Raw genomic sequence first — 13,490 nt, 5'->3', positions numbered from 1 at the left:
CCTTTTGAATGCTGTAAACAGAAAAATCTAAACCTTTTTAGCTTAACCTAAAGCTTTATTTGCACTTTTCGTTCGAAATGTCTTGATTTTTCGTCGTTCGATTCTTTCGTTTTGCTTTACTCTATTTTGAATGAAATCGGTCTTTTTTACGCTTGAGCTTTTAAAAAATCATTTTCTCCTACTTTTTTTCTCCAATTTTTCTTTTTAACCGCCTTTAAGTTTATAATAAGTTAAAACACTAAAACGTTTCAGGCATTCCTTGGAAGGAGAGAAATCGCTTATGATTTATATCAAGGATTTGAGGAGCGGAATCGATATTTTTAAAGCTTTGAGTTCGGAGATCCGTCTGCAGATTTTGGAACTGCTGGCCAACAACGAAGAATTAAATCTGAACGAGCTCGCCGGCAGGCTGAATCTCAGCAACGGGGCCATTACCCTTCACGTCAAGAAGCTGGAAGAGTGCGGCCTGATCGAAATTCGGACCGCGGGCGGCAGACACGGCATTCAAAAGCTTTGTTACCTCAATAAAGACAAATTGATGGTCGATCTCAAAAGCAAGGATGCGGATAATCTGTACGAAGTCGAAATCCAGGTCGGTCACTACAGCGACTACAAAGCGCTGCCGACCTGCGGGCTCGCGACCAAAGACAGCATCATCGGCGATTTCGACGATCCGCGTTATTTCGCCGATCCGCAGCGCATCCATGCGGAGATCATCTGGCTGGCGGAAGGCTTTCTCGAATATCGCATCCCCAATTACCTGAAGGCCAATCACAGCTTCCGGGAAATTCAATTCTCGCTGGAGCTCGGATCGGAAGCTCCGGGATTCAACAACCATTATCCGTCCGACATCCATTTTTCTATCAACGGCATCGAAATCGGAAGCTGGACCAGCCCGGGAGACTTCGGAGACGTCAGGGGAACGTTCAATCCCGATTGGTGGCCGCCGCACCTCAACCAGTACGGCATGCTGAAGCTGATTCGGGTCAACAGCGAGGGCAGCTTTATCGACGGCTGCCGAATCTCCGACGTTACGCTGGAAGATATTCGGCTCGACTACCGCAGCGAGCTGACTTTCCGGATCGCCGTAACGGAGCAGCCGCCGAACAATCGCGGACTGACGCTGTTCGGCCGCCACTTCGGCAACTATGCGCAGCATCTGCTCGCCCGCGTCCTGTACAATGTGCATGAAGGCGAAGTGTCTCCCGCTCAGGAGGCGGCCGAGCCGCTTACGGCGAAGTAAAGAAGCGCCCATTCGCTGCCGCTGCCGACGCAAACCGCCGCAAAACCCGAGAAAGGGCTGCCGAGATCACCTCGGCAGCCCTTTTTCGGAGTTTGCGTACATGTCTTAGCCCGCGTCTTTGGCGGGACGAACAACCAGTTCGTTGACGTCGACGCCCGTAGGCTGGGAGACCGCGTAAGCGATCGCTTCCGCGATAGCCTGCGCCGGCAGCGCCACGCGGCGGTATTCCCGCATCGCCGCGCGGGCATGTTCGTCGGAAATGCTGTCCGCCAGCTCCGATTCCGTCACGCCCGGGGAGACGAGCGTAACGCGTATTTCTTTTTCCGTCTCCATGCGAAGTCCTTCCGAGATGGCCCGGACCGCATACTTCGTGGCGCAGTATACGGAAGCGGACGGCGTTACTTCATAAGCGCCGATCGAAGCGACATTCACGAACTGTCCCCCTCCGGCTCGGCGCACGGCGGGCAGGCCGGCCGCTATGCCGTGCAGCACGCCGCGAATATTGACGTCGATCATCCGATTCCATTCGTCGACTTTTCTTTCTTCGAGGTTGGAGAGCGGCATGACGCCGGCATTGTTGACGACCGCGTCGATCCGCCCGAACGATTCTTCGGCATGCCGGACGAACGCTTCCATTTCCTGCAGGTCCGTGACATCGAGCTTGCGGTACTCCGCGGTGCCTCCTGCCGAACGAATTTCGGCGCTCAGCGTTTCCAGACGTTCCGTTCTTCTCGCCCCCAATACGACTTTCGCGCCGCGTCCGGCCAGAAGCCGAGCGGTCGCTTCGCCGATGCCGCTGCTCGCTCCCGTAATCAGAACCACTTTTCCTTCGATTCCTTGCATCTGCCGATTTGTCATATTCTTCGTCCCCTCTCCTTAACGTTCCCGATAAAAAATCATGCCTGCATGGTACAGAACGTCGTCCCGGAATTCCCCGTCCGCCGTAAATCCGGTGTCATCCACGTAATCGATGATAGATCCCCGAATGCTGTAGCTGCCGGTATAGGCGCTTTTCCTGTTTCCCCGCGCTTCGTCGTAACGTCCGTTCGGCAGCAGTTCCTGACGAATCCGTCCGTCCGCCGTCACCCACATTCCGACGTAAGCATGCGCCCGATCAAACCGATCCGCTTTGTTCACCCTGCATCCTCCTCTCGTTCTTGCTTCTTCTTCATTATGAGCGCTCGAGTCGACGGAACGGTAGAACGATCGGCGCAAAGAATTGCCCGTTTCGCGCAGCGCGCTTCGAAGAGAACGGAATTTATCGTATAATCGAGAAAAAACCGCGCGACAACAAAGATCGGCATCCGCAGCCGGATGCCGATCTTGGTCTCTTGCCGCTCCGTGTTAAAACCATCAATCAAGGAGGATGCCCATGAATGCCGAATTCCCCGTTTCTTCCCGTTCTCTCGCAAAGCGGGAAGAATTGGCCGGGCTGATTGCCCGGTTCGCCCGAACCGACGGTACGCACGCTGCCTGCTTTCCGCCGCTCTCGTTGATCCGCGCCTCCGGGGAGACCGCTCCTTTCCACACGGTCTATGAACCTTCCATCTGCCTGGTTGCGCAGGGGAGCAAGCTGGTGCTGCTGGCGGACGAGACTTATCGCTACGGACCTTCCCAATATTTTGCCGTATCGGTCGATCTGCCGATCTCGGGCCGGATCATCGAAGCTTCGGCGGAGCGGCCGTATCTGGCCGTCCGGCTTCGGATCGAACCTCAGCAGATTCTGGAACTGATGAGCGAGGCCGATAAAAGCGGCGCAAGCGGCATGTCCCGTACACCTTCAGCACGCGGCATTTACGTGAACAGCGCCGGGGAAGAACTGCTGGATGCTTTTCTTCGGCTGCTTCGAATGCTGGAAACGCCCGAGGATCTTCCCGTGCTGGCCCCTATGGCCGCGCGCGAAATTTTGTATCGCGCGATGCGCGGCGACCAGGGACAGGCGCTGCGGCAGATGGCGCCCGGGGCGGGCCGCGCCGCTCTCGTCGCCGAAGTGATCCGGCGGATCAGGGAGACGTACAACGAGCCTCTCCGCATCGGCGAATTGGCCGAGGAAGCCGGCATGAGCCCTTCCTCGCTGCATCGCCACTTCCGGGACGTGACCGCCATGAGTCCGCTTCAATTCCAGAAGCAGCTCCGTCTCCAAGAAGCGCGCAGAATGCTGCTGACCGAGCCCGTACAGGCCGCGGAAGCGGCTTTCCGAGTCGGGTACGAGAGTCCGTCGCAGTTCAACCGCGAGTATGCCCGCCTGTTCGGCATGCCTCCGCTCAGCGATATTCGCAGGTTAAAGTCGCTTCCTCCGGAAGAGTGGGCGGGAGAAGCCTGAAGCTTCCCGCTTCCGTCCAGCCGGCCGCCTTCAAGGTTTGAATCAGCCTTTGACCGAACCGATCATGACGCCTTTGTCGAAATATTTCTGAATGAACGGATAGACGAGCAGGATCGGCAGCGTCGAGACGATGATAACCCCGTATTTGACCTGATCGGCGTACTGCTGGGCGTAACCGCCCGAAGCTCCGCCGGAGCCCGCGCCCTGGGAGAACACCTGATTCGACAGCAGAATGTCGCGCAGCACGATCTGCAGCGGCTGCAGATCGTTGCTGCGGATATAGATCAGACCGGTGAAAAAATCGTTCCAGTGCGCCACCAGGTAATACAGCCCGATTACCGACACGACCGCCTTGGACAGCGGCATGACGACCGAGCCGAAATAGCGGAAATGCGAGCAGCCGTCCATCGACGCCGCTTCGTACAGTTCTTTCGGAATGGAACTTTCGAAAAAGGTTCGCGCGATGATCAGGTTGTACACATTGACGCTGAACGGCAGGATGAACACCCACATCGTGTTGATCAGATGCAGATCCTTCATCAGCAGGTAGGTCGGAATCAGACCGCCGCCGAAGAACAGCGTCAGCACAAAAGCGAACATCAGAAAGCGTCTGGCGCGAAATTCGGGTCGGGACAGCACATAAGCCGCCGGCAGCGTGAACAGCAGGTTCACCGCCGTGCCGAGTACGGTATACAGAATCGTATTGCCGTAACCGGTCCAGATGCGCTGATCTTTGAAGATTTCCGAATAGCCGAAAAAGCTGATATCTTTCGGAAAAATCGTAACCTGCCCCGTCGAGACGAGTGTCGAATTGCTGATCGAGGCGATGATGACGAAATACAGCGGATAGACGATGCTGAGAATAATCAGCAGGCAGAAGGCGAAAATGAACGCGTCGAACATCCACTCTCCGACATTTCGCTTATGCGCCGCCGTTTTTTGTTTTTTTTGCACGAGCTGCATCAGGATGACGCTCCTTTCTTCGCGAACCGGCCGCCGACCACGATACGCGCGGCTACCATAGGCTCGTTTCGGACGTCTTTCTCGCGATCAGGTTCATCGTATAGAGGAAGAAGAAATTGATCAGCGTGTTGAACAGCCCGATCGCCGCCGAATAACTGAACTGGTTGCTTACGATCCCGATCTTGTACACGTAAGTCGCGATGACTTCCGAGACGGGCAGGTTGAGCGAATTCTGCATGAGGAAAATTTTCTCGAATCCGGTGCTGAGCACGCTGCCCATGCTGAGCACGAACAAGATGATGATCGTCGGGATCAGCGCTGGAATTTCGATATTTCGAATGGTCTGCCAGCGGCTCGCGCCGTCGATCTTCGCGGCGTCGTACAGCTGCGGATCGACCGTGGACAGCGCCGCCAGGTAAATAATGCTGTTCCAACCGCAGTGCTGCCAGATCTCCGAGAGGACGTAAACGGGCACGAATGTCGAGGTGGAACCGAGCAGATTGACGTCGCCGAGTCCGATCGACTGCAGCAGATGGCCGATCACGCCGGAGTTCGGCGACAGCAGTACGTTCAGCAGGCCGACCATGACGACGATCGAGATGAAATGCGGCAGGTATACGGTCGTCTGCAGCGTCTTCTTGGCTCTCTTCCAGCGCAGCTGATTGATGAGCAGCGCCAGAATGATCGGAGCCGGGAAGCTGAGCACGACCGTCGAGAGACTGATGACGACCGTGTTTTTCATCAAGTCGGCGAACTGGTAGCTTTCGAAGAACTGCTTGAAATAAAACAGCCCGCGCCATTCCCCGCCGGTCAATCCCTTGGCGAAGTTATAGTCGCGAAACGCGAGCTGGATACCGTACATCGGAATGTAGTTAAAAATAAAAATGACGACGATCGCCGGGAAAATCATCATCCACAGCTGATAATCCCGTTTGAACGTGTTCAGCACCGTCGGCTTTTTGCGTTTGTAAGGCCGCAAATTGACCGGATGCTCGTAAGGATTTTTCGGAACCATAGGCAGTTCGCTCCTTTCGCGAAACCGGAGGCCGCCTCCGGGCTGCGGGCGACGGCTTCCCCGATTCAAAATATCGATTCAAAGCTTCCGGCCAAACGGTCACTTTTTGCTCATGTAATCGTCGTAGTACTTTTGGATAATTTCGATGTTTTTATCCACGCCGGTCTTTTTCACGTTATCCACATAGCCGTCCCACTGCTCTTCCACGCCGCCTTTTGTGATCCATTCCGCCCATTTGGCCATCGTAAGCGACAGCATGGCCGTGTTGTTAAGGGTCATCGCGTTGTTGTCTTCGACGCTGTATTTGATGAACATGCCCGGCAGCACGTCTTTTTCCTTGTCGATGCCGTCCAGCGCCGCCTTGAGCGGTTCCGTCTGCGAACCGACCGACTGCATGTCCGTGCCGAGTTCCAGTTTGAGCGAATCCGCGATGTACATGGGGCCGTTATCCGCCCAGGTCGTCGTCCATTTCCACGTGCCCGGGTCCATCGCTTTGTCTTCCGGAGGCAGTACCGAGTAAGAGCCGTCTCCGTTGTCTTTGATATTGGTGCCGAGCGAGCCGAACAGCACCTGCATGCTCACGTTCGGATCGTAGAGCTCGTTGATGAATTTCATCGCGGCGTCTTTGTTTTTCGACGTGGAAGCCAGCGACACCATGTTGACGCCGTAGTTCAGCGAATTGTAATCGTACGACCACGACGGCTGCTCGGTCGAAGACGCGCTTTCCTTGAGCGGGGCCAGCGATTCGTACTGCGGCGCGAGCGTATTGCCGACGCGGTCGGTCACTTCCCACCCCCAGGTGAAGCCGACGGCCGCCGTATCGCCGCTTCCGCGGGCTACCGATTGATATTTCGTGTAATCCTGCGTGAACACTTCCGTGCTGATCAGCCCCGCCGCGTAGCATTTATGCAGGAAAGCCACCAGATCTTTGTAACGCTCGTCGATGAAGAAGTTCTTGACCTGGCCGTCTTCCACGAAGTACCCCTGCCCGCTGTTGTCCGTCAGCGTCATGCCCTGGCTGCCCAGCAGCACCGTCGGCATGAAAGCCCCGAAGCCGCCCGTGCCGCTCGGCGCGAAGTCCATCGGAATCTCGTCGTTCGGATCGCCGTTGCCGTTGGCGTCTTCCTGTTTGAAGGCAAGCAGCACATCGTACAGCTCGTCCCAGTTCGTCGGTTCTTTCAATCCTAGATTGTCCAGCCACTGCTTGTTGATGAACTGGCGCGTCGTCGTCTCCGGCCAGAAACGCTGGTATTTCGGCAGACCGTAAATCTTGCCGTCCAGCTGCGTGGCGATCGCTTTTGTCTCCGGTTTCTCGTCGAACATCTTCTGCACATTCGGCGCGTCGGCCGCGATCAGCGGAGTCATGTCTTCGAACAGCCCGGGGAACTGCGCATAATCGGCGTCCGTAATCGCGTTGGGTCCGATGATCAGATCGGGAACGTCGCCGCCGGCAAGCAGCGCGCCTTTTTTCTGATCCCAATCCGCGCTGACCTCCTGCCACTCGATCTGAACGCCCGCGCGCTCCTGCGCCTCCTGCAGCCATTTCATTTTGGAAAACTCCTGCGTCAGCGGGTGCTTGGTCATGATCGCCGTCAGCTTGACCTTCCCGTCCGGCGTCGTCTGCCCGCTGCTTCCGCCGTCTTCGTCCGAACCGCCGCAGCCCGAGAGCAGACCGGCTCCGAGAGCTAGAACCGCCAGAATCGACATGCTTTTTTTCATTCCGATTCCCTCCGTTTTCGTTCGCTGCAACGACGCGGGAAAGCAGTAAAATATGTATATATGACACTTCCCGTTTCGCTGCAGACCCCTTTGAATTTTGAATGCCTATTGAACTCTCCATGCTGAAATCCGCTTCCGAACCAACTTTGAATCCGCTTTCAAACCGATTTGACGACTCTAGCTTAATCTCATTTTTACAGCAAAAAAATAGTTTAAAGTTCGAATAAGTGTCAAAAAGTCAGGTCTGCAAGATGATTCTCTAGCGATTGGAAGCGTTTTATGATAGCTTTACACTAGGAAAAATCGTTTGTAAAACGTAAATCAAACAAAGGAGGTTGCGTTGATGATTGCGTACGAACTGTCCGTCGACACTCCCGTCGAGCTGGCGATTACCGGAAAATTCGTTGCGCCCGACGCCAACTGGATTCATCTGAGCCGCACCCTCGTCGATTATGAGCTGATGGTCGTGACGGAAGGTGTGCTGTACCTGGCCGGCGGATCGCAGCGTTTTACCGTATCGCAGGGCGAATATCTTCTGCTTCCCCCCTCGACCGAGCAGTACGGCTACCAGGTCTCGGCCTGCAGCTTCTACTGGCTGCATTTCTCCGTCAAAGATCAGACGATTGTCACCGTCGACGCGGCCGCCGGACTGCCGGACAAGCGCGAACAGAAGATCGTGCTGCCTCGCTACGGCAAGCTCAAAAGCCTGGAAAAGATGGTCGTCATGATGAAGCAGCTGCAGGACTCCGTCCGCAGCTACGACACGTCGGCGCTCAATAACTACATGTCCACCGTCATTCTATGCGAGCTGTACAATCAGCTTTTCCATACCGATTCCGTCGCGGTCAAGAAGACGAGGCAGGAGCAGCTGTACCACGACATCGTCGATTACATCAAGTGGAGCCGCGGGGAACCGATCAAAGTCTCGCAGATCGCGGAAACGTTCGGCTACAACGAAAAATATCTGTCCCACCTCTTCTCCTCGATTTCCGGCGTATCGCTGAAGCAGTACATTTTGCAGCAAAAGATGGAACTGGCGAAATACCTGCTGACCGACACGAATCAAAATATCAGCGAGGTATCGGTTCAGCTCGGTTATACCGACTCGCACAATTTCATGAAAGCGTTCAAAAAAATCGTGGGGTTGACGCCGAGCGACTTCCGGAACGCTTACGCGAAACGTCTGCTGTTTTACGAATAAATCCTTTCGAAACCAAGCGAAGCAACAGGAACTTTCTGCCTTTTCCCGCGTATAACGAGGACAACGCTTTTCCGGAAAGGGGCTGACGGAACCCATGTTCCTGCTTTTCTTTGTGCTGGTGGCGATCGGAGCGGTGAATGTGCTGACTCCGCAGCTCGTCTGGCGCATGCGTTACGGGCGCACCGCCGGGGGAAGTTCTCAACCGAATTCGTCCTTCCTGGCGCTGAGCCGGATGGCGGGCATGGTCTTTCTTCTGATCGCGACGCTGCTGCTGCTGATCGACGGACTGTAAAAGGGCGAAAGCGGCGGCTCTATAAGACGCGAACGCCGATGCCGATCGCGCGCAAGCAAAAAAAGCTTTCCCCGGAAGGGGAAAGCTTTTTTGCTGCTGCCGGTTTCCTATTTTACCGCCACGAAAAACAACCGCTCCGCGTCTTCGTCCGGCGCCCGCCATTCGAAGTCCGCGTAGCATTCGGCCTCCGAAAAACCGACTCGAAGCAGCGCCTCCCGCAGCCACTGCGGGTCGTAGGCGCGTTCCACATGCACTTCGTCGAAGCGATCATAGACATGCGCCGCGGCCGCGTCATTGTCGCGGCGCACGAAAATCCGCAGATGATGCTCGATCTCCTCGCGTTCCTCGTCCATGCCGCATGTCCAAATGTACGAGATGCCTTCTTCGTCCAGCACGAACGGCTGCTCTTCCTCATAGCGCCGCAGCGTATTCTGATGATGCACGTCGAACAGGAACGTTCCTCCGGGCTTGAGCCCTTCATAAGTCGCGCGGAACGCCGCTTCGACCTGCTCCGGTTCGGTCAGATAGTTCAGGCAGTCGCAGAACGAGATAACCGAATCCGCGGGTTCCGGCGTCATCCATTCCGTCATGTCCTGACGCACGAAGCGCAGACTCCCGCTGCGCAGCAGTCCCTGCAGCGGCGGGCGCTCCTCCGCTTTGTCCTGCGCGACGGCCAGCATATCTTCCGACAGATCGATGCCGATCATGCCGTAACCCTGCTCGGCGAGCATGACCGTCAGCGTGCCGGTGCCGCAGCCCAGCTCGACCACGTTCCGCGGATTCCCGTGCTTTTCCCACGCTTCGAGCGCGAATCTTTTCCACTTGGCGTACGGCATGTCCTGCATCAGCTCGTCATAGACGTACGCGAATTTTCCGTAAGACATTTCCCTGCCCCTTTCCGCAAAAAAACGGCTCTTTCCTGATCGGGAAACGAGCCGTTCTGTTCGTGCCGTATAAATCCGCTGTTCCGCTTAGTTTTCCGAACCGGAAGCCTCTTCGCCGCCCGTCTTCAAACGCGTCCAGTTATCTTCCTGCTCGATCAGGCCCTGTTTCATGAGCCGGCCCAAAGCGCGCTTGAACGCCGCTTTGCTGATGCCGAATCGAAGTTTGATGATGTCGGGAGCGGTGCTGTCCGAATACGGCATTGCGCCGCCTTCGCGTCCGCGCATAAACGCCAAGATTTTCTCGGCGTCCTGGTCCATGCCGATCTCTTTCGGCTGAGCCATCGACAAGTTGGCCCGGCCGTCCTCTTCGCGGATGCGAGCTACCCGCACGTCTACGACTTCGCCCAAACGAAGCGGACGCGGCCGTTCGGACGAATGAATCAGACCGATCGCGCCGAAGCCCAGCACTCCGCCGTCGATAATGACGAACGTGCCCATCTGCAGCGGCCGGTAGACCGTCGCTTTCATCCACTGATTCTTCCACGATTCCGGCGCGTTGAAGCACAGCGGCGACAGCTCTTCTTCCCCGCAGCTGCGGGCGAGCAGACGGCCCTGCTTATCGCGATCCATGCGCACGAAGACGCGGTCGCCCACTTCGGGCTGCAGTTCCGGCATTTCCGGCATCTCGCGCTTCGGCAGCAGCAGCTGACGGCCGAGTCCCATTTCCAGGAAGCAGCCGAGCCGAGGATGGATATCCGCCACTTCCAGCGCGGCGATCTCCCCGAACGTCAGCAGCGGTTTTTTCATCGTCGCGATCAACCGGTCTTCGGAATCGTGGTGAATGAACACTTCCGTCTCCTGTCCCGGGCGAAACTTCATATTGCCGGTGCGTTCCGTATACGGAAGCAGCACCTCTTCCTCGCCGTCCGTCATGAAAAAGCCGTGCGGCGATACTTCCCGCGCCACCTTCAGCCTGACGACGGTGCCCGCTTCCAAACTCATACCGTTTCCACCACTTTCGCATCCGACCAGACGCGCTCGATGTTGTAGTATTCGCGTTCGTCGCGATGGAAGATATGCACGATTACATCGCCCAGATCCATCAGCACCCAGCGTGCCGAATCCATGCCCTCGATGCCGCGGATATGCGCGCCGGCGTCCTGCGCGCGCTTGCGCACTTCGGTGGCGATTGCCTGCACCTGCGTATCGGAGTTGCCGTGGCAGACCACGAAATAGTCCGCGACGAGCGAGATGCCGGTCAGGTCCAGCGCGACGACGTTCATCGCTTTTTTATCCGAGACGGCCTCCGTCGCGATTTGAAGCAGTTCTTTTGGGTTTACACTCATTCGTTATCCTCCCCTGTTTTCGGCGACCGGCTTCGACTGTCCCGCCTGCTCGCGCTCGGCAAGCTGACGGATCAGATCGTTTCGGGCCAGCACCGTTGTCGGAAATATCGTTTGTCCCCGTTCGACCAGCACGCGCAGCGTGGAGTCGAAACCGGCAATCAATCCTTCTTCCAAGCTGAGCCTAGCTTTTTCCCGAATCAAATCCACACCCGGAAAATCGCGGCCCGGCTCGATATAGTCGGCCAAGCATACTATTTTGTCCAGCAGGGTCATGCCTTCGCGGCCCGACGTATGATAGCGGATGGCGTCGACGACTTCCCGGTCTTCGATGCCGTATTCGTGCTCCGCCACATAAGCGCCCACTTCGGAATGCCACATCGGAGCGTCGTAGTTCAGCAGATCGGCATTCAGGCCGTTGTCCGCAATGACCGCGGCCTGACGCTGAATCGGCCAATATTTCGCGACGTCGTGAATGATCGCCGCAAGCTCAGCCCGCTGCGGATCGGCGCCGTAGCGCTCCGCCAGCTCGATCGCGGACTGCATGACGCCCAATGTGTGTTTCCAGCGTTTGGCCGGCATCTGGGAAGAGACTTCCTCAATCAGTTGTTCCCGCGTATGCCGCATGACTCCCGCTCCTTTGCAAATAATCGTGTACTTTCTCCGGCACGAGATAGCGGGTCGACCGTCCCTTTTTCAACCGTCCGCGAATCTCCGTCGAAGAAAGCTCCAGCTGCGGCATGTCGAAATAGTCGATCACTTCCGCCACCGCGGCCGGAAGATGCTCCTTATCCAGCTCGTATCCCGCTCGGCCGACCGCCGCAAAGCGGGTCAGTCCGGCCAATTCCTCGATCCGTTCCCATTTCGGCAAGTAGTTGACCATATCCGTGCCGATAATGAAATGAAAACGAGCATCCGGATATTTTCCCGCCAGCTCGCTCATCGTATCCACGGTGTAAGAGACGCCTCCCCGGCGCAGTTCGATGTCGAGCGTACGGAATGCCGGCTGGGTACCGATTGCCAGTTCCACCATATGCATCCGTTCTTCGCCGGAAAAACCGGCTTCGGCTTTATGCGGAGGGATATGGGACGGCATGAACCAAACTTCGTCCAGACCGAGCCCCTCGCGCACCGTTTCGGCGGCAACCAGGTGTCCGATATGGATGGGATCGAACGTGCCGCCCATGATTCCGATCTTCATACGCCTTCACTCCTCCGACTCGCTCCGGGCTTTCCCGAAGCGCCGCCGCTTGGTTACGGCAGTTCGATTTGCTTGTGTTCCCGCGATTCTTTGTACAAAATGATCGTCCGGCCGATCACCTGCACCAGTTCCGCTTCCGCGGCTTCGGCCAGTTCCGGACCGAGTTCTTTCGGTTCTTCGTCGCAGTTGTTCAATACCGATACTTTGAGCAGTTCGCGCATTTCGATCGCCTCGTTGACGTGACGTACGAGCTGTTCGTTGATGCCTCCCTTGCCGATCTGGAAGATCGGGTTGAGATGATGCGCCTGCGAGCGCAAATAGCGTTTCTGTTTGCCTGTCAGCATAAGTGTAATGGACTCCTCTTTTTTGAAAAATGCCGCCGCTCCCTTGCGGGGCGGAGCGGCTGTATGATTCTTACCGTTCTTTTACCCAATTTGTTCCCGTATTCATGCTCTCCAATACCGCTCTGCGCATCGCTTCCGCCGGAGCGGAAACTCCCGTCCAGTATTCAAACGCATAAGCGCCCTGATACACGAACATGCCCAGGCCGCCGTGAATGCGGCATCCCTTCTCTCCCGCCAGGCGAAGCAGCTTCGTCTCCAGCGGATTGTAGATCAGGTCGCTGACGATTTCCGTGCCGCGAAGCAGCGACGGATCGATCGGCACTTCGTCGACATGAGGATGCATGCCGACGGAAGTCGTGTTGATCACGATGTCCGCATCCCTTAGCGCTTCCGCCGCGCGATCGGACGGCAGCGCCGCGATATCGGCGAGATCGCTCCATTCCCGGGCCAGCGCTTTTGCGCGCTCCGTCGTTCGGTTGAGCAGCGTGACGCGCTGCGGGGCTTCGGATGCCAGCGCGTAAACGATCCCCCGCGCGGCGCCGCCGGCGCCGAGCACGACGATGCGGCGGCCCGCAAGTTCGGCCGCCGCCTCTTCCTTCAAGGAACGGACATAACCGATCCCGTCCGTATTGCGGCCGATCAGACGGCCGTTCTCGTTCACGATCGTGTTGACGGCTCCGATCCGCAGGGCGTCTTCGCCCAGCTCGTCGAGATACCGCATGACCTGCTCCTTGTGCGGAATCGTTACGTTGATCCCCCGGTATTCCTCTTCGCGGACGGCCGCGATCGCGGCTTCCAATTGTTCCGGCTTCACATGCAGCGCTTCGTAATCGCCGGCAATGCCGCGTTCGCGAAGAGCTGCCGCATGCATGATCGGCGACTTGGAATGGGCGATCGGATCGCCGATCACGCCGAGCTTCAGCGGACGCATCGTTCCTTGGTTCACGCTTCTTCCTCCCGTC

The 13,490-nt window shown here is 56.9% G+C and carries 16 protein-coding genes; 4 read left to right on the top strand and 12 right to left on the bottom strand.

Going from position 1 to position 13,490, the window contains the following annotated elements; translation table 11 throughout:
- The first annotated feature begins 280 nt into the window (after positions 1–280).
- Positions 281–1,243, top strand: a complete 963-nt coding sequence (locus GYN08_RS00500) for an ArsR/SmtB family transcription factor (RefSeq protein ID WP_166271475.1) — start codon at positions 281–283, stop codon at positions 1,241–1,243.
- Between the two features lie 105 nt (positions 1,244–1,348).
- Here GYN08_RS00500 and GYN08_RS00495 read toward each other — a convergent pair whose 3' ends face one another.
- A complete protein-coding gene (locus GYN08_RS00495) occupies positions 1,349–2,086 on the bottom strand; it encodes an SDR family oxidoreductase (RefSeq protein WP_166273049.1) in 738 nt (245 codons plus the stop codon).
- Positions 2,087–2,119: 33 nt separating this feature from the next.
- Positions 2,120–2,380 (bottom strand): Atu4866 domain-containing protein, encoded by a 261-nt coding sequence (locus GYN08_RS00490; RefSeq protein WP_328802183.1) that lies wholly within the window; start codon positions 2,378–2,380, stop codon positions 2,120–2,122.
- Between the two features lie 235 nt (positions 2,381–2,615).
- Between GYN08_RS00490 and GYN08_RS00485 the strand changes: the two genes are divergently transcribed.
- Complete coding sequence (locus tag GYN08_RS00485) at positions 2,616–3,566, top strand: AraC family transcriptional regulator (RefSeq protein WP_166271473.1); 951 nt, start codon at positions 2,616–2,618, stop codon at positions 3,564–3,566.
- A 42-nt stretch (positions 3,567–3,608) separates the two neighbouring features.
- Here GYN08_RS00485 and GYN08_RS00480 read toward each other — a convergent pair whose 3' ends face one another.
- The 3 genes from GYN08_RS00480 to GYN08_RS00470 all read right to left on the bottom strand — a co-directional run bounded on the left by GYN08_RS00480 (position 3,609) and on the right by GYN08_RS00470 (position 7,263).
- Positions 3,609–4,469 carry a carbohydrate ABC transporter permease gene (locus tag GYN08_RS00480; RefSeq protein WP_235945795.1) on the bottom strand — a complete coding sequence of 287 codons (861 nt, stop codon included), beginning with the start codon at positions 4,467–4,469 and terminating at the stop codon, positions 3,609–3,611.
- A 112-nt stretch (positions 4,470–4,581) separates the two neighbouring features.
- On the bottom strand, positions 4,582–5,544 hold the full coding sequence (locus GYN08_RS00475) for an ABC transporter permease (RefSeq protein ID WP_408015036.1): 963 nt from the start codon (positions 5,542–5,544) through the stop codon (positions 4,582–4,584).
- A gap of 99 nt (positions 5,545–5,643) precedes the next feature.
- Positions 5,644–7,263 (bottom strand): type 2 periplasmic-binding domain-containing protein, encoded by a 1,620-nt coding sequence (locus GYN08_RS00470; protein ID WP_166271469.1) that lies wholly within the window; start codon positions 7,261–7,263, stop codon positions 5,644–5,646.
- A 343-nt stretch (positions 7,264–7,606) separates the two neighbouring features.
- Between GYN08_RS00470 and GYN08_RS00465 the strand changes: the two genes are divergently transcribed.
- Together GYN08_RS00465 and GYN08_RS00460 are read left to right on the top strand one after the other, a co-directional pair.
- Entirely contained in the window at positions 7,607–8,464 is an 858-nt protein-coding gene (locus GYN08_RS00465) for an AraC family transcriptional regulator (protein ID WP_166271467.1), read from the top strand.
- 94 nt (positions 8,465–8,558) lie between these two features.
- Positions 8,559–8,756 (top strand): DUF6199 family natural product biosynthesis protein, encoded by a 198-nt coding sequence (locus tag GYN08_RS00460; protein ID WP_166271465.1) that lies wholly within the window; start codon positions 8,559–8,561, stop codon positions 8,754–8,756.
- 107 nt (positions 8,757–8,863) lie between these two features.
- On the opposite strand, the gene GYN08_RS00455 is transcribed toward GYN08_RS00460, so the two are convergent.
- From GYN08_RS00455 to aroE, 7 genes are all read right to left on the bottom strand, one after another.
- Positions 8,864–9,640 (bottom strand): class I SAM-dependent DNA methyltransferase, encoded by a 777-nt coding sequence (locus tag GYN08_RS00455; protein WP_166271463.1) that lies wholly within the window; start codon positions 9,638–9,640, stop codon positions 8,864–8,866.
- An 87-nt stretch (positions 9,641–9,727) separates the two neighbouring features.
- Complete coding sequence (locus tag GYN08_RS00450; protein ID WP_166271461.1) at positions 9,728–10,642, bottom strand: CvfB family protein; 915 nt, start codon at positions 10,640–10,642, stop codon at positions 9,728–9,730.
- Positions 10,639–10,986 (bottom strand): ribosome silencing factor, encoded by a 348-nt coding sequence (gene rsfS / locus GYN08_RS00445; protein ID WP_166271459.1) that lies wholly within the window; start codon positions 10,984–10,986, stop codon positions 10,639–10,641. The genes GYN08_RS00450 and rsfS overlap by 4 nt, the downstream gene beginning before the upstream one ends.
- 3 nt (positions 10,987–10,989) lie before the next feature.
- Positions 10,990–11,610, bottom strand: a complete 621-nt coding sequence (gene yqeK / locus GYN08_RS00440; RefSeq protein ID WP_166271457.1) for a bis(5'-nucleosyl)-tetraphosphatase (symmetrical) YqeK — start codon at positions 11,608–11,610, stop codon at positions 10,990–10,992.
- On the bottom strand, positions 11,582–12,184 hold the full coding sequence (locus GYN08_RS00435) for a nicotinate-nucleotide adenylyltransferase (RefSeq protein ID WP_166271430.1): 603 nt from the start codon (positions 12,182–12,184) through the stop codon (positions 11,582–11,584). The genes yqeK and GYN08_RS00435 overlap by 29 nt, the downstream gene beginning before the upstream one ends.
- A gap of 53 nt (positions 12,185–12,237) precedes the next feature.
- Entirely contained in the window at positions 12,238–12,528 is a 291-nt protein-coding gene (gene yhbY, locus GYN08_RS00430) for a ribosome assembly RNA-binding protein YhbY (protein ID WP_166271428.1), read from the bottom strand.
- Between the two features lie 70 nt (positions 12,529–12,598).
- Positions 12,599–13,474: a shikimate dehydrogenase gene (aroE, locus tag GYN08_RS00425; RefSeq protein WP_328802173.1), complete on the bottom strand. Its 876-nt coding sequence runs from the start codon at positions 13,472–13,474 to the stop codon at positions 12,599–12,601.
- Positions 13,475–13,490 lie beyond the last annotated feature (16 nt).

The organism is Saccharibacillus alkalitolerans (assembly GCF_011090185.1).
Lineage (GTDB): Bacteria > Bacillota > Bacilli > Paenibacillales > Paenibacillaceae > Saccharibacillus > Saccharibacillus alkalitolerans.
The sequence above is the reverse complement of the archived record's forward strand: the minus strand, read 5'-3'. Positions and strand labels throughout refer to the sequence as shown.